The organism is Paraburkholderia sp. C35, from assembly GCF_003121405.1.
Classification (GTDB): domain Bacteria; phylum Pseudomonadota; class Gammaproteobacteria; order Burkholderiales; family Burkholderiaceae; genus Paraburkholderia.
Genome location: NZ_QBUY01000066.1, coordinates 29200 through 47709, shown reverse-complemented (window position 1 = coordinate 47709; position 18510 = coordinate 29200). Strand labels below are relative to the sequence as shown.

The following is an 18510-nucleotide window of genomic DNA, read 5'->3' as shown; positions in this document are numbered from 1 at the left end:
AACTCTTCAGTTCAAACCTGTTACTGTTTTTCGGTTTCGTTAGAAACCGGTCGCTCACTCAAAATCACTGACGAAAGATCTGATTACTCAAACCTTCCTCAATTACTTCTGTGTGAGACTCGATTACTTTCGCTATCTCGGCGACCCGAAGATCACCGCGCGTCGCCATCGAGCACCCACACTTATCGGCTGTTGATTTTTAAAGAACATTCGCGGGAAGCGCCTTGCTTTCACCGCGTTGCTGCGTCAGCAGCAGAGAAACGAGATTATGAAGAACCTTTTTCGTTTCGTCAACCGGTTTTTTAACTTCTTAACCCGTCGACTCCACTGGAAAGCTTGTCAATACTGGCTTTCCGGCCTTCCCCGTCTCTTTCGCACCGCGTTGTCCGCAGCGCGAAAGACCGGAATTCTAGACACTCAAGGCATCACTTGCAAGCGGTTTTTTGAGCAATGTCATCAACGATGCTTAAAGAGAGGTTTGCGCTTCTCGACGAAAGCGGCCATCCCTTCTTTCTGATCTTCCGTCGCGAACAGCGAATGGAACAGTCGACGCTCGAAATGCACGCCTTCCGCCAATGTCGACTCGTACGCGCGGTTGACCGACTCCTTCACCATCATTACCGCGGGCATAGGGAACTCGGCGATAGTTGCCGCCGCTGTGATTGCCTCGCCGATCAGATCCGCTGCAGGAATCACGCGCGATACCAATCCAGATCGCTCGGCCTCCGCAGCATCCATGAAACGTGCGGTCAGGCACATGTCCATCGCCTTGGCTTTCGAGACCGCACGTGGCAAACGCTGCGTACCACCGGCGCCGGGCATGACGCCCAGCTTGATCTCTGGCTGACCGAACTTCGCGGTGTCCGCGGCAAAAATGATGTCGCACATCATCGCGAGTTCACAGCCGCCGCCCAGGGCGAAACCGGCTACCGCCGCGATGATCGGTTTGCGAACTGATCGGATAGCTTCCCAGTTTCGGGTGATGTAGTCGCCCTTATATACATCCATATAAGAGTAGGTCGCCATCATTCCGATATCTGCGCCCGCTGCGAACGCTTTTTCGCTCCCGGTGATGACTATCGCGCCAATGCCCTCATCCGAATCGAAAGTTCGCAGCGCCTCACCCAGCTCATCCATCAGAGCGTCATTGAGCGCATTCAGCGCCTTCGGACGATTCAACGTGATCAGACCGACGCGGCCCCGCGTCTCAACCAGAATGTTCTCGAATGCCATCCACTCCTCCTAAGTGTTTACCAGCAGGCGCAAGGGACTCGCGCCACATCCCAATAATGCTAACATTCACCAACCAACCGGTCGGTCAATAAATCGACAAGGTTTTCTCTAACGTTCAGTGAGCCTTTTGCCCGCCATGACCCATCCACTCTTTACGAAGCACGAAGACACGCTGCAGAAAGCCCTCGCCGCCATCGAGACCCGCGGCTACTGGAGCCCGTTCTCCGAAATGCCGAGTCCCAAAGTGTACGGGGAAACTGCAAACGCAGACGGCGAATCGGCGTTCAAGACCCATCTGAACAATAACTTCGAACTCGATCAGCCGAGCACAGGCGAGACCGTCGGAACGGAGCAATCTCCTTTCGGCTTCCCCCTCGGCATTCGCTATCCTCAATCGACGCCCGACGCGCTGATCACGGCGGCGGCGCAAGCCCAACGCGGATGGTGCGAAGCAGGCCCGCAAGCCTGGATCGGCGTGAGCCTCGAGATCCTCGCGCGTCTCAACCGCCTGAGTTTCGAGATCGCCTACGCGGTGATGCACACCACAGGCCAGGCTTTCATGATGGCTTTCCAGGCAGGCGGTCCTCATGCTCAGGATCGCGCCCTCGAAGCCGTCGCTTACGCCTGGGATCAGCTGCGACGCATTCCCGCCGACGCTCATTGGGAAAAGCCGCAAGGTAAGAACCCTCCGCTCGCGATGCAAAAGCGTTTCAACATCGTGCCGCGCGGCACGGGCCTCGTTCTCGGATGCTGCACGTTCCCGACGTGGAACGGCTACCCCGGCCTGTTCGCGGACCTGGCAACGGGCAATACCGTCATCGTCAAGCCCCATCCGGGCGCGATCCTCCCGCTCGCGATCACCGTGCGTGTCGCCCGCGACGTCCTACGCGAAGCAGGCTTCGACCCGAATGTCGTGACGTTGCTCGCGACTGAGCCGAACGACGGCGAACTCGTCCAGAACCTCGCAAAGCGCCCGGAAATCAAACTGATTGACTTCACCGGCAGCACGCAAAACGGCACCTGGCTGGAACGCAATGCGCACCAGGCGCAGGTGTTCACTGAGAAAGCCGGCGTCAACCAGATCGTGATCGACTCCGTCGATGACATCAAAGCGGCCGCACGCAACATCGCTTTCTCGCTGGCGCTGTATTCCGGCCAGATGTGCACAGCGCCACAAAACATCTACGTTCCGCGTGACGGCATCCGCACAGCCGAAGGCACGATTCCGTTCCAGGCCGTCGCGGACGCAATTGGCAGCGCTGTCCAGAAGCTTGGCTCGGATGCCGCTCGCGCTGTCGAACTGCTGGGCGCAATCCAGAACGAAGGTGTCGCGCAGCGCATCGACGAAGCGCGCAAACTTGGCCCTGTTCTCGCAGATAGCCAGTCGCTCGAACATCCGGCATTCGCGGGCGCCCGTGTGCGTACACCGCTGGTGTTGCAACTCGATGCCGCGAAGGACGAAACCAAATTCACGAAGGAATGGTTCGGCCCGATCTCATTTGTGATCGCGACCGACTCCACCGAACACTCCCTCGACCTCGCAGGCAGCATCGCCGCGGAGCATGGGGCGCTGACGTTCTCCGTCTACAGCACAGACGACAAGGTGATCGAAGCAGCAACGCAAGCCTCGATTCGAGGTGGTGTAGCACTCTCCATCAACCTGACGGGCGGTGTATTCGTCAATCAGTCTGCCGCGTTCTCGGACTTCCACGGCACGGGCGCCAACCCCGCGGCAAATGCAGCACTCGCCGATGCCGCTTTCGTCGCCAACCGCTTCCGCGTCGTTCAAAGCCGGGTTCATGTTGAACCGAAGGCCGTTGCCGCGTAAGTCGACCGAACGGCATAGGACGTTTGACCGACGTTTTGGCCTATAACTTCTGGCCGACTCAACGTGCGTCAGACGTCGAACTAATATGCAGTCCAAGGGCCGGCACGCTTGCCGGTCCGCTCTTCGCAGGAACTCCGACATGACCGACGCTTTTATCTGCGACGCGATTCGCACTCCCTTCGGCCGCTACGGCGGCGCTTTGAAAGACGTCCGCGCCGACGATCTCGGCGCCGTCCCGATCAAGGCGCTAATCGAACGTAATCCGGGCGTGGATTGGCGTGCGCTCGACGACGTGATCTATGGCTGCGCCAACCAAGCCGGTGAAGACAACCGGAACGTCGCCCGCATGTCAGCGCTGCTCGCCGGCTTGCCGACTGACGCGTCCGGCACGACGATCAACCGCCTTTGCGGCTCCGGCATGGATGCCGTCGGCACCGCGGCCCGCGCTATCAAGGCGGGCGAAGCGAGCCTGATGATCGCGGGCGGCGTCGAGAGCATGACGCGAGCCCCGTTCGTGATGGGTAAAGCGACGTCGGCGTTCTCGCGTCAGTCGGAGATTTACGACACGACGATCGGTTGGCGCTTCGTCAACGCACAGATGAAGCGTCAATATGGTGTGGATTCGATGCCCGAGACAGCCGAAAACGTCGCTGTCGACTTCAACATCAGCCGCGCAGATCAGGATGCGTTTGCGCTGCGTAGTCAGGAGAAGGCTGCACGCGCTCAACGCGATGGCACGCTCGCGCCCGAAATCGTCGCTGTCGAGATTCCGCAGAAAAAGGGCGAGCCTGTTCGAGTGATGCTCGACGAGCATCCCCGCGAAACGTCGCTCGAAGCGCTCGGCAAATTGAAGGGCGTTGTTCGTCCGGATGGCTCGGTGACGGCAGGCAACGCATCGGGCGTCAATGACGGTGCTTGCGCGCTGCTCATCGCCAGCCGCGCAGCGTCGGAGCAATACGGCCTGCGGCGCCGCGCTCGCGTGCTCGGCATGGCGACGGCAGGTGTCGAGCCCCGCATCATGGGTATCGGGCCGGCGCCCGCTACGCAAAAGCTGCTGAAGCAACTCAACATGACGCTCGAGCAGTTCGATGTGATCGAACTGAACGAAGCATTCGCATCGCAAGGTCTGGCCGTTCTGCGTCAACTCGGCTTGCGCGATGACGACCCGCGCGTCAATCCGAACGGCGGCGCCATCGCGCTGGGACACCCGCTCGGCGCATCCGGTGCGCGTCTGATCACGACGGCGCTATATCAGCTCGAACGCATCAGTGGCCGCTATGCATTGTGCACGATGTGTATCGGCGTCGGGCAAGGTATTGCACTCGCCATCGAGCGCGTCTGAACAAGACGACATACGAAACCGCAGGAGACGAGGAGACAACCGATGTCCTATGAAGCGATTCGCGTCGACATCGACGCCGCCGCGCACGTCGCTACCGTGACGCTGAACCGCCCTGACAAGCTGAACAGCTTCACGCGTGCGATGCATCAGGAGCTGAGCGCAGCGCTCGACGAAGTCGAAGCTGCGGGCGCACGGGCGCTCGTGCTGACAGGTGCCGGCCGCGGCTTCTGCGCCGGACAGGATCTGGCCGATCTCGATTTCACGCCGGGCGCCATGACGGATCTCGGCGACCTGATCGACCAGTACTTCAATCCGTTGATCCGTCGTCTGCAAGCCCTTCCGCTGCCCGTCATCGCTGCCGTGAACGGTACGGCTGCGGGCGCGGGCGCAAATCTGGCGCTCGCCTGCGACCTCGTGCTGGCCGCACGCTCTGCGAACTTTATTCAGGCCTTCGTGAAGATCGGGCTTGTGCCCGATTCAGGTGGCACGTGGTTCCTGCCGCAGCGGGTCGGGATGGCTCGCGCATTGGGACTGGCGATCACGGGAGACAAGCTGGGCGCCGAAAAAGCGGAAAGCTGGGGACTTATCTGGCAAGCGATCGACGACGCCGACCTCCAGGGCGCAGCGGCTCAGCTTGCAGCGCAACTGGCACAGCAGCCCACGCACGCCATCGCCGCCATCAAGCAAGCGATGCGCTCGAGCGCAACACAAACGCTCGATCAGCAACTCGATCTCGAACGCGACATGCAGCGCCAACTCGGCGCATCGCATGACTACGCGGAAGGGGTCCGTGCATTCATCGAAAAGCGCGCACCACGCTTCGAAGGCCGCTGATATGTCCACGCAACCCAACCCGAGCAACGCAATGACGCCCGACGAACTCGCCCGCGCAACCGCTGAAGCCATGTATGCGAACGACGCGTGCAGCAAGGCACTCGGCATCGAAATTCTCGAAGTTCGTGCGGGCTACGCGCGCCTTTGCATGAGCGTACGGCCCGACTTCCTGAATGGACACGAGATCTGTCACGGCGGTCTGATGTTCACGCTGGCCGACTCTGCATTCGCGTTCGCCTGCAACTCGTACAACATCAATACCGTCGCCGCCGGCTGCTCGATCGAGTTTCTGCGCCCGGTGCAAGGCGGTGACGTCCTGACGGCGGAAGCCGTCGAACAGACATTGAGCGGTCGCAACGGCATCTACGATATTCGCGTGACGAATCGCGCGAACGAAACCGTTGCGATGTTCCGCGGCAAGTCCGCGCAGATCAAAGGCACGGTGATCCCGGTCGACGACTGACGGGCAACCTCACCCTATCAAGCAATTGCGTCGCCTTTCGCGCGGCATCCTATTCTGAAAGCAAGGAGACATTCGATGACTAACCCGCTTCCGCTCGATCCAATCGAAAAGGCGAGCCGCGACGAACTCGCTGCACTTCAGCTCGAACGGCTGAAATGGTCGCTCACGCACGCGTATGAAAATTCGCCCGTCTATCGCCGCAAGTTCGATGAAGCTGGCGTGCATCCGTCGGAAGTGAAGACGTTGTCCGACCTGTCGCGCTTCCCCTTCACCACGAAAAAAGATCTGCGCGACAACTATCCATTCGGTCTGTTCGCCGTGCCGCAAGACCAGATTTCGCGGATTCACGCGTCATCGGGCACGACTGGCAAGCCGACTGTGGTTGGCTATACCGCGCGAGATATCGACAACTGGGCAAACCTCGTCGCACGTTCGATCCGCGCAGCAGGGGCACGGCGTGGCGACAAGGTGCACATCAGCTACGGCTACGGCCTCTTCACGGGCGGTCTCGGCGCGCATTACGGTGCGGAACGCGCGGGTCTCACGGTCATCCCGTTCGGTGGCGGCCAGACCGAAAAGCAGGTTCAGCTGATCCAGGACTTCCGCCCGGACATCATCATGGTGACGCCGAGCTACATGCTGTCGATCGCCGATGAACTGGAGCGCCAGGGCATCGATCCCAAGACGTGCTCGCTGCGCATCGGCATCTTCGGCGCTGAGCCGTGGACCAACGACATGCGCCGCGCGATTGAAGAACGCATGGGCATCGACGCTGTCGACATCTACGGCTTGTCCGAAGTCATGGGTCCAGGCGTTGCGTCGGAATGCGTCGAAACCAAAGACGGCCCGACCATCTGGGAAGACCACTTCTATCCCGAGATCATCGATCCCGAAACGGGCGAAGTACTGCCCGACGGTGAACTCGGTGAACTCGTCTTCACGTCGCTGACCAAGGAAGCGCTGCCCATCATTCGTTATCGCACGCGCGATCTCACTCGTCTGTTGCCCGGCACTGCCCGCACGATGCGTCGGATGGAAAAGATCACGGGCCGCTCGGACGACATGATGATCATTCGCGGCGTCAACGTCTTCCCGACGCAGATCGAAGAACTGCTGCTCAAACAGCATGCGCTCGCGCCGCACTATCAGATCGTGCTGACCAAAGAGGGTCCGCTCGATGTCATGACGCTGAACGTCGAACCGTGCCCGGAGACGGCACCGGACAAGACCGCGCTCGAAACCGCAAAACAGGCGCTTGCTTACGACATCAAGGCGTTGATCGGTGTGACGGCGAATGTGGTGCTGCAAGGCGTGAACGGCATCGAGCGCTCAGTGGGCAAGGCCCGCCGCGTGATCGATAAACGCAAGGCTGGCGCATAAAAGCAAACAGCCCGACGGCAATCAATCAAACCGTCGGGCTGTTCAGCCTGACTTAAAGTCAGGCCGAAATCACACAGATCAGGAGTTTGGCAGCAGCAGCCACATCCGGCCACCTTGCTTCATCTTGCCGGCGAGATCGCCCGCTTCGGCGCCGAGGCCCCAGAAGTAATCGGCTCGCACCCCGCCCTTGATTGCCGATCCGGTGTCCTGTGCGAAAACGAGACGATTCATCGGCGAATTGGTCAACGGGCGCGGGGTCTGAAGGAAGACGGGCGTGCCGAGCGGAATCGACGCCGGATCCACGGCGATCGAACGCTCTGGCGTAAGCGGAACACCCAGTGCGCCGATCGGGCCATCGGCCCCGCCGGATGGCGCAGCCTCGTTAGACGGCATTTCGCGGAAGAACACGAAGCGCGGATTCGTATCCAGCAGGCCGTCCACACGCGTCGGGTTCGCCCGAGCCCAAGCCTTGATGCCTTGCATGGTCGCCTGTGCCGGCGTCAGTTCACCGCGATCGAGCAGCCAACGACCAATCGACTTGTATGGCTGGTTGTTCGTGCCGCCAAAGCCAACCCGCATCACGCTGCCGTCTTCCATCACGACGCGTCCCGAGCCTTGCACCTGGAGGAAGAAAGCCTCGATTGGATCGTCGACCCATACGAGTTCGTTGCCATTCAATGCACCCGAGCGCTCGAGTTGCGCCCGCGCCGGCATCGCGGAACCCGGACGGTACGCCGAAGGCCAACGATACAAAGCCGTCTGATACACGCCATGCCGCACGCGAGACCCGCGCAGCAGCGGCTCGTAGTAGCCTGTCACGAGTCCGTCGAGGGTGCCGTCGGTGTTCGCGAACTGGAATGGCGTGAAGTACGTTTCGAAGAAGGTGCGCGCGCTTGCTACGTCCAGGTCATCCAGCATCAGCGCGGCCGCGCAGGCGCGCCGCCACGTCGGCTGGCTGGCGAGGCGCACGCAATTCTGGCGCAGCGCCGCAGCCGCGCCGATCAGCGAATCGTCCTGCCAGCCGGGCACCTGCTGCCACGCGACAGGCGTGAGCCGCTGCGCGGCCATCTGACCGGGAATAACGGCAGCCCCGGTCGGCGGCGAAACGGTCGGTCTTACAACACCGCCGCCTCCGCACGACGCCAGCAGCACAGCAAGCGACAGCGCTCCCGCCCAGCCCACAGCCCGGCTGGCGAAACGCATACAATGTTTGTTCTCGATGGAAACTGCCATGTCTGATCTGTTCGACGAATACCCGATGCTCATCTTCGCGCTGGAATCGCTCGTAGCGCTTTTCCTGCTGATTTTCATCGTTGTGTGGACGGCGTCCGGCAAGAAAAAGAATGCCGCGCGCCAGAAGCAGGATGCAAAACCGGTCCCGCCGCAGCAACCGCGTGGCTGACTGACCCGCCGCGGCAGCCTAGGTTCAATACGCTTTCAATGCAGCGTACGCGGCATGCGCAGAACGAATTCGGGCACTGGCGCGTCCCAGCGCTCGCCATCTTCCGCGACGCAGAAGTATTCGCCACGCATTGTCCCGACGGGCGTCGCGATCACGGCGTAACTCGTGTACTCGAACTGCTCGCCCGGCTTCAGCAACGGCTGATGCCCGACCACGCCGAGTCCTTTCACTTCCTGAACACGGTTTTCGCTATCCGTGATAACCCAGTGCCGCGCGATCAGCTGCGCAGTCACCTGACCGGTATTGCGGATAGTGAGCGTGTAGGCAAAAGCGTATTTCCGATGCTCCGGGTCCGACTCTTCGGCGATGTAGCGAACCTGTGAAGACACGCTGAATTCGTACTGACTCATGCTGATTCCGATGGTGAGCGAAGCGCGCAATCGATTCACGCGAGGCCGCATGCAGGCGATTCGGCGCGAATAGCGGCACGCCGCGGCACAGGCGTTGACATGGTTTGGCATTCTGCTTGATGCAGCGCGGCCCCGCAACCGCTAAGGCTTGCGGGACAAGACCCCGACGATCCCGAAAGCCCGGCAGCACCCGTGCCGCGTCCAGGGCCACGCCACGCCTACCAGCGCTAAAATAGCGCTTTTCCGTCTCCTGCCCCCCCCCACGCCATGACTCAATTCCGCATCGCTCCCAGCATTCTGTCTGCCGATTTCTCGCGGCTCGGCGAAGAAGTCCGCAACGTCGTCGCCGCAGGCGCCGACTGGATTCACTTCGACGTGATGGACAACCATTACGTGCCGAACCTGACCATCGGTCCGCTCGTGTGCGAAGCCATCCGTCCGCACGTGCAGGTGCCCATCGACGTGCATCTGATGGTGCGCCCCGTCGATCGCATCATCCCCGACTTCGCGCAGGCCGGCGCGAACGTGATCAGCTTCCATCCGGAAGGCTCGGACCACATCGACCGCTCGCTGTCGCTGATTCGCGATCACGGTTGCAAGGCGGGCCTCGTGTTCAATCCCGCCACGTCGCTGAACTATCTCGACCACGTGATGGACAAGGTCGATCTCGTGCTGATCATGTCGGTGAATCCAGGCTTTGGCGGCCAATCGTTCATTCCCGAGGCGCTGAACAAGCTGCGCGAAGCGCGCGCGCGCATCGACGCGTACAAGGAAAAGACCGGCCGCGAGATTCATCTCGAAGTGGACGGCGGCGTGAAGATCGACAACATCGCGGAAATTGCAGCGGCGGGCGCGGATACGTTCGTGGCCGGCTCGGCGATTTTCGGCCACCCGGACTACAAGACGATCATCGATCAGATGCGCGGCAAGCTGGCATCGGTTGGACGCTGAGATGGAAACGACGCCTCATTACCCCGCTCCCGCGTTCACGACCGGGAAGATTCGCGCAGCCATCGTCGATCTCGACGGCACGATGGTCGATACCGCTGACGACTTCACGGCATCGCTGAACGGCATGCTCGCCCAGCTCGACGCGGACGAAACCACGCGCGAAGAAGTGATGGACTATGTCGGCAAAGGCTCCGAGCATCTGATCCGCAGCGTGCTCGCGCCGCGTTTCGAGGCGGAGCTGGCGCAGTCGCGCTTCGACGAGGCGCTCGCGATCTATCAGGAGGAGTACGCGAAGATCAATGGTCTGCACACGCGGCTCTATCCTGACGTCGAAGCGGGTCTGATCGCCTTGCGCGATGCCGGAGTCAAGCTAGCCTGCGTGACCAATAAGCCGCATCGCTTTGCCACGCAGCTGCTCGAACACCACGGACTGCTGCAGTACTTCAGCGTGGTGCTGGGCGGCGACAGCGTCGCGGCAAAAAAGCCCGATCCGCTGCCGATGCTCACCGCCTGCAAGGCGCTAGACGTGCCGCCGCAGGAAGCCGTCGCAATCGGCGATTCGCAGAACGATGCGTTCGCGGGCCGCGCGGCCGGCATGGCGACACTGACCGTACCGTATGGCTACAATCACGGCGAGTCTGTGCAAACCATAAAATCGGATGGTATAGTTGTGTCGCTGTTGGGCGCCGCCAAGGCGATCGCAGCGCACAATGCAGTAGAATGAGCGCTACCCAAGTAGTAACCAAATCACCGACTTAACTAAAAGTCTTCTCTCATGTTTCTGAATAAAAAACGGAGTCTGAGCACGATCGACCGGGGAGCCTGGCCCTGGCGTCGCTGGTCGCGCTGATACCTCGCCCGAGGTACGCTGAAGCTCGTCTTTGGCACCCGTTTTTTACTTCGCTGCGCTCACGCGCTTTTCCGAAACGCCGGTTTGACCGGCACGATACCGCTGCACTCAGTTTCAGCTAGCCGTCGTGTACCTTGCGTACTATCGTCGTGCTGTGAAGCCGTGCATGCGTTCGGGAAAGCGCGCGCCGGTCTCCCAACCTGTGACGAGCACATTCGACCGGTAACGCAGCCCCGCTTTGTCCGACGCACCATGGCGCCAGGACGCACGAACAGGATCGGAACATGACCGAACTCGAATTTCAGTCCCTCGCGAACGAGGGCTTCAATCGCATCCCGCTGATCGCCGAAGCGCTGGCCGACCTCGAAACGCCGCTGTCGCTGTATCTCAAGCTCGCGCAAGCCGAGCGCAACGGCGCGAACTCGTTTCTGCTCGAATCGGTGGTGGGCGGCGAACGGTTTGGCCGCTATTCGTTCATCGGTCTGCCGGCCCGCACGCTGATCCGCACCACGAACGGCGTGACGGAAGTCGTCAAGGACGGCAAGGTCACCGAGACGCACGAAGGCGATCCGCTCGAATTCATCCAGCAGTTCCAGGGCCGTTTCAAGGTGGCGCTGCGTCCGGGCCTGCCGCGTTTCGCAGGCGGTCTGGCCGGTTACTTCGGTTATGACGCGGTGCGTTACATCGAGAAGAAGCTCGCGCACTCCGCCCCGCCGGACGATCTGAACCTGCCCGACATCCAGCTTCTGCTGACGGAAGAAGTCGCCGTCATCGACAACCTCGCGGGCAAGCTGTATCTCGTGATCTACGCCGATCCGACGGCGCCTGAAGCGTACACGCGCGCCAAGCAGCGTCTGCGTGAACTGAAGCAGCGCCTGCGCACCACCGTTCAGCCGCCCGTCACGTCGGCGAGCGTGCGCACTGAAATTTTCCGCGAGTTCAAGAAAGACGATTACCTCGCCGCCGTGCGCAAGGCCAAGGAATACATCGCCGCGGGCGAACTGATGCAGGTGCAGGTCGGCCAGCGTCTGACCAAACCGTATCGCGACAATCCGCTGTCGCTGTATCGCGCGCTGCGTTCGCTGAATCCGTCGCCGTATATGTATTACTACAACTTCGGCGAATTCCATGTGGTCGGTGCGTCGCCGGAAATTCTGGTGCGTCAGGAAAAGCGCAACGAAGACCGCATCGTCACGATCCGTCCGCTCGCCGGCACGCGCCCACGCGGCAATACGCCCGAGCGCGACGCCGAACTCGCGACCGAACTGCTGAACGATCCGAAGGAAATCGCCGAACACGTGATGCTGATCGACCTCGCGCGCAACGACGTGGGCCGCATCGCGCAGATCGGTTCGGTTTCCGTGACCGACAAGATGGTGATCGAGAAGTACTCGCACGTGCAGCACATCGTCAGTTCAGTGGAAGGCAAGTTGAAGCCGGGCGTGACCAACTTCGACGTGCTGCGCGCGACGTTCCCGGCGGGCACGCTGTCGGGCGCACCGAAAGTCCGCGCGATGGAACTGATCGACGAACTCGAACCGGTGAAGCGCGGCCTGTACGGCGGCGCGGTCGGCTACCTGTCGTTCACCGGCGAAATGGACCTCGCGATCACGATCCGCACGGGCGTGATCTGCAACGGCAATCTGTATGTACAGGCAGCAGCGGGTGTGGTCGCCGATTCGGTGCCTGAATCCGAATGGCAAGAGACCGAAAACAAGGCACGCGCGGTGATGCGCGCCGCCGAGCAGGTGCAAGACGGCCTCGATAGCGACTTTTGATCCGGAGAAAGACCATGCTGCTGATGATCGAAAATCAGCACATGCATTTTCCCTCACTCGCGCTCACACGGGTTTCCTTGCTGGACGGGGGTTTGGCGCACGTTTCGCCCGCTGCGCTTGCCCCCCAGTGAGGGAAAAACGGGGGAAAATTGGTGGAAATTCTGGTGTCCACGGAGGGACAGCAAACCATGAAAACCACCAAAGCCCTGACAGCCAAAGTCATCAACGATGCCAAGCCAGCGGGCAAGCCGTACAAGCTCGCTGATTTGAACCGGCTGTACATTCTCGTTTCCGTTGCTGGGTCTAAAACTTGGTACTGGAATTACCGGCTAGACGGAAAAGACCTGAGTTATGCAATCGGAAAATGGCCGGAAATCACGATTGCTGATGCGCGTGCAGCGCGGGCAGCGGCTGAAAAACTGGTCGAACAGGGTATTAATCCCACGGCCAGTAAAAAACAGGCTGTGCAGCAAACCAAGGTAGAACAGGCCACCACGTTTGGGGGTATTGCCCAAGAGTGGATTGACCAGAATGCGGCTGATCCCGCAAATCCGGTAGATAAACAGCCCGGAAAATGGTCCCGGTATTACAGCCAGCAAGTGCGCAACTTCATGGGCCGATACGTGATTAATGCACCCATCGGCCAGCGCCCTATCAAGAGCATCACCAGCGCCGATATTTTCCAGCTAGTCAAAAGCGTGGGGACGCGTGATAAAGCGCAAGGCGATGAACGGAAAGCCAACGGCGCGCCCTCCATCGCGGTATTAATCAAGCAATGGTCATCGGCGGTTTTCGCTCTTGCTGTCGCCACCCAGCCGGCAGACAGTAATCCGGCAGAGGGTTTCAAAGTCTCGCTGGCTGTCAAGAAACCCAAGTCCCGGCCAAACAAGGCGCTAGACGAAAATGAATTGCGGGCTGTCCTTTCAGCACTGAGCCAGTACACGGTGAAAAAGGACGGACGTAAATACGCGGGCCAGCGTGACACTTGCATTGCCATTGAACTGCTGTTACTCACGGCTGTTCGTACTGTCGAATTACGAAAGGCCCGCTGGTCTGAATTCAACTTCCTCAAAGCCGAGTGGACCATCCCCGGTGAGCGCATGAAAATGGGTCTGCCGCATGTCGTGCCGTTATCTACCCAAGCCATCGCGCTATTGCAGGAATTGCGGCTGATTAATCCCCCGGCCAAAGCCGATGGTGACGGCTGGTTATTTCCGAATCGCAGAAGGGGGAGCGCCGATTGCATGAGCGCCACCACGATTAATCGTGCGCTGGGCAATATGGGTTTCAACGGCGAGCGGGCATTCAGGGCGCACGGTGCGCGTGGGACTGCCAGCACGACTCTGCACGGTCAAGATTATGACCCGTTGATTGTCGATTCAGCGCTGGCGCACAAACAGAAAGGCGTGGCCGGGATTTACAACCAAGGGAAGTACCTGAAACAACGGCGGGCCATGATGCAAGCCTATGCCGATCATCTGGACAGCCTGAAAACCGTTTCTGACGAACCTTACACAGTGTTAAGTTTGTAACGCTTGTCGTCTGAAACTCTATTGCACTTCGTCTCACTCGCGCTCACTATATCAATCAGGCAAGGCAAACAACCTTGCTTGTGCACCCCCGGAATGGAGTCCGATCTACCTAGCCACGGCTGGGGCGGACTCCATTTTTGTTTGTCCGCGTGATCGGCTCCCCGGAATCGTTCTTTAATACGACTAATGGAGTAAATCATGACGGTTCAAATCATCCCGGCTCAGCCGGGTATCAGGGTTTTGAATCTCGCTCTTGACGAGTTGCCCCCCGATTGGCAGACGGCATTGTCAAATGCCGATCATGTTATCGGCTGGCGCGTTGATACCGATAAAGATTCGTTTCCCACTCCGATTACTCAGCAAAGTGGATTCGGCTTCAATCGTGACATGCTTGACGATTGCATCCTGACATGGCGAAGGGTGCTTATCTATCCCAGTGGATATGTTGAGGTTTACGGCTGGCCTAATCACGAAAGTTTTGAAGCGTTCTATACGTCGCTGCTGAAAGAGATTGCAGACGAAAAACGGCACGACAAAAAGCTGGCAGCGGACAGGGCGCGACGCGAACAGAAGCGGGCAGAGAAAGCGGCTCAGCAAGCAATCGACAAGGCAGCAGCATAAGCACGTGCGCCCTCACGCGGGGGCGCTTTTTTCTACATTTAGGAGTACATCATGGTTCAGGAAAATCCCGACTACAGCAATCCTCTGGTGAGCATCCCTCAGCGGGCCATCATCAGAAGCCTTGAATACACGATAGGGATTATCAGGCAGTCCATCAACGAAATCAGCGCGTGTGCAGACGCGCCCGCAAAAGCGGAAACACTGTCTGTGATGAAAACCGCGCTAAAAGACCTGAAAGACATTCAGAGCAAACACACTTTCTGATGTGCGTGCGCCCTTGCGGGGGCGCTTTCTACCACCTACGCAATGGAGTGCGGCATGTGCAACAGGACGGCCAATCATGGGAGTCACGATCAACAAACCACCCCGGCGAACGATGAAAGGCCACCGGGCCACCAGCGGTAACACCCGGCCCTTGCCAGTTCTGCTGTCGCTCGATCAACCGGGCAGACTGCGTGTAGGTCACTTGCTGACCCTGTTGAGCATCAGCAGTCCAGTGCTGTACGCACGCCTCAAAAACGGGCTGATACCCAAGGCCGATGGTGACGATGGACGGCCTTACTGGAATACGTCAACCGTGCGGGACTACCTAGCCGGGGGCAACAAATGAGCGGCCTAGTGATGTTCCTGTGTTGGTGCGTGCTGCTGCCCCTGTCATACCGGCTGATCGGCATATGCGCGGCTGTGCTGGCGCGGCTGGGGGGAGGCTAGCATGGGCATTCAAATCAACGGCAAGCGCTTAGACAGCGCCAGCAAGCCCCAGCGAGAGCCACCGGAAAAGCGACGGCATAAGCGCACGGGCAGCGCACGCGCTAGGCCAGTGAATCAGACGATGCTAGACAGCGATGGACGGCTCAGGGCGGGCCATATGCTGGCCTTGCTGGGCATCAGCAGTCCCACGCTGTACGCACGCCTCAGACGGGGTGAAGTGCCGCCAGTGGACGGCCATGATGGTACAGGCCACCCCTACTGGCTGGCGTCAACAGTGCGGGCGTGGCTGGAAAGCCTCAGCAGTTGATTGCAAATGCACTAAGGCTGGCGGGGGCAGGGCATCACTTGCGCTGTACCCTGTGTGGTGCCCATTCATGCCAATGCGGGCTTTTTTCGTCAATCCACGTGCGGGCCTCTTGTTCGTCAGCAAAGTCGTTTATCTGCTGCTCGTATCCATCGGGCCACGTCACGCGCACGAAGTACCCGGAACCATCTTTCAGTTCTACAGGCTCGAATACAGGCTCTTGCTGCTGATCATCGCTGCTCATATCACCCCCGGTTAGTCCGCCAGCGCCGATCATAGCCCAAAACCGCACCAGCACTACATACAACGCTCTCCAAGGGTCATGCTCTGGTCTAGCGTCATGTTGTTGCTCAGTTCCATGTACGTGCGCGGTACGCTCGCCCCCGGCCTCCAGCTAATCAACACCGGCTGTCCTGCACTGCCTTGCACTTCGTATGTCACCTTGCCCCCACGGTGTACGCATTCACCACGTATCTGCACGCCAGCACTCTCCAGCGCCTGTTCGATGTTCGCCGCGCACACCTCAGAGCCACTAGGGCAATCAGCGGTGTTAAAGCCTAGCTGTACCAGCGCCCCCATTGAATCCATGTTCGTGCGAATCATGGCCGTACTACTGGCAAACACCAGAATGCCGTCCTGATGTTCGCTATCGACACGCACCCATTTGACGGGCAATCCAGCGGTGTTAGACAGTGCTGCGCTGGTGTTGAGTGTGGGCAGCAACGCCGCCACCAGACGGCCTATCTTGATATTGGGCGTGCCGCACGTATAGCTGTTGGCATCGTCGGTTCTGCCAGTGCATATGTACGGGTCATGGTGCGCCTGTACAGCCTGTGCAATACGCTGTGTGAGGTCGGGACTAGCAGAATGGGCAGCAGCGGCCACCAATAGGCCAGCGCTGCATAACATGCGCGATATGCGTCTAAACATGGTCTCACTCCTTATAGGCTCTGCGGGGCTACTGCGTGTGTTGTCACTACAGGCGTATGTGTGGGCGGGGCGCTGGACATGCAAGGCCACACGAAGTAAATCATAGCCTGTGCGATTGCGAGTTAACAGCCCTAAAAACAGGGCTTTTCCTGCGTGTGCCGTGCGTGGTGCTGATTGGCAATAACTAACACTCATCGCGCCCAGCCTTGTGCTGTCTGGTTTTGGCGGGTGATGTACTGCGCACTTGCGGGTTTTTCCCCCAGTTTTTCCCTCAAAAAGCCTGTGCAACAAATGTTGTCAGGCGCGTGAGCATGTGTGCGTGGGAGGCCACACGCGGGGGCCAGCGCGTGATTGCCAGCGAAGTACAAAAACGCACTTGCATGGTTTCGCCGGGAAAACTTCCAAAATTTCGCAGTCCGCACGGACGGCCATCGCCGAATAATCCGGGCTTTGAGCAACGGCGAACTATGGTGGACTATGGTGTTTGAGTACTAGCTAGGTGATGCGCCAGCATCGTATTGGGCCTATATGCTGGTCTACAGCCCATAGGACGGGATTCTGCTGGGTGCTGATATGTGTTTGCACTGTGTACGTGTTTGCACGTCCCTACAGGCTTCTAATACGCTCTTATACCGTCTATAGGTCTACTCTGTTTGATACTTCAAAATCTCTCTCGCGGCTTCGCCGCCCCCGCCAAAAAAATTGCGAAAGGGGGTCTATAGTGGACGTTTCAGGTCATTTCCTTCACGACGGTTTTTCTGTACGTGCGGTGTCCCCCGCTGCATGCGAGTGAATCGTCCATGTTCTCCAGCGCCTCTAACGCGGTCTGCATGGTATTGAGTTTTTCCTTCTGAATTGCTGGTTCCAGTGCGGCCTTACGTGCGTGATACCCGGCTTTACCCAATCGGCTCACACAGGCTTTACATCTACTCTGCAAGCCGTCCCGCATCGCCCGGTTGGGGTAAAACGCTGATGCTTCTAATATCTGCTTACAGGCGGAACATCGCTTTTTTTCCGTCTCTAGTTGCTCGGGCGCTGTGTGGACTACCTGTGGCTTGTTCAGGATGCCGTAGACCGTTTGATAGCTCTTGCCCATGCTCTTGCTTATCTGCTTTACACTCTCGCCCGCATCAGCGCGTTTGTGCATTTCCTGTACTGCATCGGGCGCTGTTGTCCACTTGCGGCCACCATCGCGAGCGATTAAAAGCGCCTGTCCGCGTAATAGCTTCTCTTTGGCCTTCTGCTCTGCCGTCTTTTCCGGCTTGGGCTTATCAGGCGCTGGCGGTAGTGATTCGTTTGTGCCGTGCTGCCAGTGTGCTACGGGCGGACCATCGAATAGCGGCTGGCGCTGGTTGAGAAAATGCATACGCGGCTTTTCCACGTGTCTCTCCTACTGCTGCTGCTGTTGCAATTGCGTCAGAATCTGCTTTGCCTGTGTCTCTGTTATGGGCATGTGGTCCACGTCCCATTTGTAGACCCCCCACCAGTGTTTGCAGCGGATAACCGTGTTATTCGGCCCTACCTCTACCTCTGCGCGGTGATGGCGGTCTGTGCGTGCGCGTTCCTGCAAATATCCAATGGTGTAGTACATGCTGGCCTCCTACGGCGGTTATTCGCTGTATTGCTGTTCGCGCTTCATGCGCAAGCGAAATTGCCGCACACGCTGGGTAGACACACCTAGTGATGCACTGATTGCTTTGGTGGACAGTCCACGGTCGATCATCTGTCGTATCTGTGTGGCCTGTTCGTACCGTTGATTGTTTGGCGCTTCCCGCTCTACAGGCTTGCCCTCAAAGACAATACGGGCTGTGCGCTCTTGCCATTCGACTACGTGTAGCCGTTCGCTCATGATCTAGCCTCTCTGTATGCACGCTAGCGCGTGTACTACCTGATGTACTGCGGCTGGTTGTCCATCTAATGTCCATCTGAATTCATCGCCAG

The 18510-nt window shown here is 59.2% G+C and carries 21 protein-coding genes; 13 read left to right on the top strand and 8 right to left on the bottom strand.

Annotated features, from left to right (window positions below; genetic code table 11):
• Positions 1-456: 456 nt before the first annotated feature.
• Positions 457-1233: an enoyl-CoA hydratase gene (locus DK391_RS29485; protein ID WP_109481536.1), complete on the bottom strand. Its 777-nt coding sequence runs from the start codon at positions 1231-1233 to the stop codon at positions 457-459.
• Between the two features lie 136 nt (positions 1234-1369).
• On the opposite strand from DK391_RS29485, the gene paaN reads away from it, so the two are divergent.
• The 5 genes from paaN to paaK all read left to right on the top strand — a co-directional run bounded on the left by paaN (position 1370) and on the right by paaK (position 7080).
• Complete coding sequence (paaN, locus tag DK391_RS29480) at positions 1370-3061, top strand: phenylacetic acid degradation protein PaaN (RefSeq protein WP_109481535.1); 1692 nt, start codon at positions 1370-1372, stop codon at positions 3059-3061.
• Between the two features lie 139 nt (positions 3062-3200).
• A complete protein-coding gene (pcaF, locus tag DK391_RS29475; RefSeq protein WP_109481534.1) occupies positions 3201-4403 on the top strand; it encodes a 3-oxoadipyl-CoA thiolase in 1203 nt (400 codons plus the stop codon).
• A gap of 42 nt (positions 4404-4445) precedes the next feature.
• Positions 4446-5237 carry a 2-(1,2-epoxy-1,2-dihydrophenyl)acetyl-CoA isomerase PaaG gene (gene paaG, locus DK391_RS29470; RefSeq protein ID WP_109481533.1) on the top strand — a complete coding sequence of 264 codons (792 nt, stop codon included), beginning with the start codon at positions 4446-4448 and terminating at the stop codon, positions 5235-5237.
• A gap of 1 nt (position 5238) precedes the next feature.
• Entirely contained in the window at positions 5239-5700 is a 462-nt protein-coding gene (gene paaI, locus DK391_RS29465) for a hydroxyphenylacetyl-CoA thioesterase PaaI (protein ID WP_162600947.1), read from the top strand.
• A gap of 75 nt (positions 5701-5775) precedes the next feature.
• Positions 5776-7080, top strand: a complete 1305-nt coding sequence (gene paaK / locus DK391_RS29460) for a phenylacetate--CoA ligase PaaK (protein WP_109481532.1) — start codon at positions 5776-5778, stop codon at positions 7078-7080.
• Between the two features lie 78 nt (positions 7081-7158).
• Here paaK and DK391_RS29455 read toward each other — a convergent pair whose 3' ends face one another.
• On the bottom strand, positions 7159-8391 hold the full coding sequence (locus DK391_RS29455; RefSeq protein WP_109481531.1) for an MltA domain-containing protein: 1233 nt from the start codon (positions 8389-8391) through the stop codon (positions 7159-7161).
• Here DK391_RS29455 and DK391_RS45010 point away from each other — a divergent pair.
• Positions 8312-8482, top strand: a complete 171-nt coding sequence (locus tag DK391_RS45010; RefSeq protein WP_204117463.1) for a hypothetical protein — start codon at positions 8312-8314, stop codon at positions 8480-8482. The genes DK391_RS29455 and DK391_RS45010 overlap by 80 nt on opposite strands.
• Before the next feature lie 35 nt (positions 8483-8517).
• On the opposite strand, the gene apaG is transcribed toward DK391_RS45010, so the two are convergent.
• Positions 8518-8892 (bottom strand): Co2+/Mg2+ efflux protein ApaG, encoded by a 375-nt coding sequence (apaG, locus tag DK391_RS29450; protein WP_109481538.1) that lies wholly within the window; start codon positions 8890-8892, stop codon positions 8518-8520.
• A gap of 267 nt (positions 8893-9159) precedes the next feature.
• Between apaG and rpe the strand changes: the two genes are divergently transcribed.
• The 7 genes from rpe to DK391_RS44495 all read left to right on the top strand — a co-directional run bounded on the left by rpe (position 9160) and on the right by DK391_RS44495 (position 15234).
• On the top strand, positions 9160-9843 hold the full coding sequence (gene rpe / locus DK391_RS29445; RefSeq protein ID WP_109481530.1) for a ribulose-phosphate 3-epimerase: 684 nt from the start codon (positions 9160-9162) through the stop codon (positions 9841-9843).
• Between the two features lies 1 nt (position 9844).
• On the top strand, positions 9845-10567 hold the full coding sequence (locus tag DK391_RS29440) for a phosphoglycolate phosphatase (RefSeq protein WP_109481529.1): 723 nt from the start codon (positions 9845-9847) through the stop codon (positions 10565-10567).
• 410 nt (positions 10568-10977) lie between these two features.
• Positions 10978-12471 carry an anthranilate synthase component I gene (trpE, locus tag DK391_RS29435; RefSeq protein ID WP_109481528.1) on the top strand — a complete coding sequence of 498 codons (1494 nt, stop codon included), beginning with the start codon at positions 10978-10980 and terminating at the stop codon, positions 12469-12471.
• 188 nt (positions 12472-12659) lie between these two features.
• Complete coding sequence (locus DK391_RS29430; RefSeq protein WP_109481527.1) at positions 12660-14003, top strand: site-specific integrase; 1344 nt, start codon at positions 12660-12662, stop codon at positions 14001-14003.
• A 198-nt stretch (positions 14004-14201) separates the two neighbouring features.
• Positions 14202-14624, top strand: coding sequence for a hypothetical protein (locus tag DK391_RS29425; RefSeq protein WP_109481526.1), 423 nt, complete (start codon positions 14202-14204; stop codon positions 14622-14624).
• Between the two features lie 51 nt (positions 14625-14675).
• Positions 14676-14888, top strand: a complete 213-nt coding sequence (locus tag DK391_RS29420; RefSeq protein WP_109481525.1) for a hypothetical protein — start codon at positions 14676-14678, stop codon at positions 14886-14888.
• A gap of 76 nt (positions 14889-14964) precedes the next feature.
• The gene (locus DK391_RS44495) at positions 14965-15234 is read left to right on the top strand and encodes a hypothetical protein (protein WP_162600946.1); all 270 of its coding nucleotides are present in this window, start codon (positions 14965-14967) and stop codon (positions 15232-15234) included.
• A 442-nt stretch (positions 15235-15676) separates the two neighbouring features.
• On the opposite strand, the gene DK391_RS29415 is transcribed toward DK391_RS44495, so the two are convergent.
• From DK391_RS29415 to DK391_RS44490, 5 genes are all read right to left on the bottom strand, one after another.
• Positions 15677-15883, bottom strand: a complete 207-nt coding sequence (locus DK391_RS29415) for a hypothetical protein (protein ID WP_162600945.1) — start codon at positions 15881-15883, stop codon at positions 15677-15679.
• Positions 15884-15936: 53 nt separating this feature from the next.
• Positions 15937-16569, bottom strand: a complete 633-nt coding sequence (locus DK391_RS29410) for a hypothetical protein (protein WP_109481523.1) — start codon at positions 16567-16569, stop codon at positions 15937-15939.
• A 730-nt stretch (positions 16570-17299) separates the two neighbouring features.
• A complete protein-coding gene (locus DK391_RS29405) occupies positions 17300-17950 on the bottom strand; it encodes a hypothetical protein (RefSeq protein ID WP_162600944.1) in 651 nt (216 codons plus the stop codon).
• Positions 17951-17959: 9 nt separating this feature from the next.
• On the bottom strand, positions 17960-18160 hold the full coding sequence (locus DK391_RS29400; RefSeq protein ID WP_109481521.1) for a hypothetical protein: 201 nt from the start codon (positions 18158-18160) through the stop codon (positions 17960-17962).
• Between the two features lie 18 nt (positions 18161-18178).
• On the bottom strand, positions 18179-18418 hold the full coding sequence (locus tag DK391_RS44490) for a hypothetical protein (protein WP_162600943.1): 240 nt from the start codon (positions 18416-18418) through the stop codon (positions 18179-18181).
• Between the last annotated feature and the right edge of the window lie 92 nt (positions 18419-18510).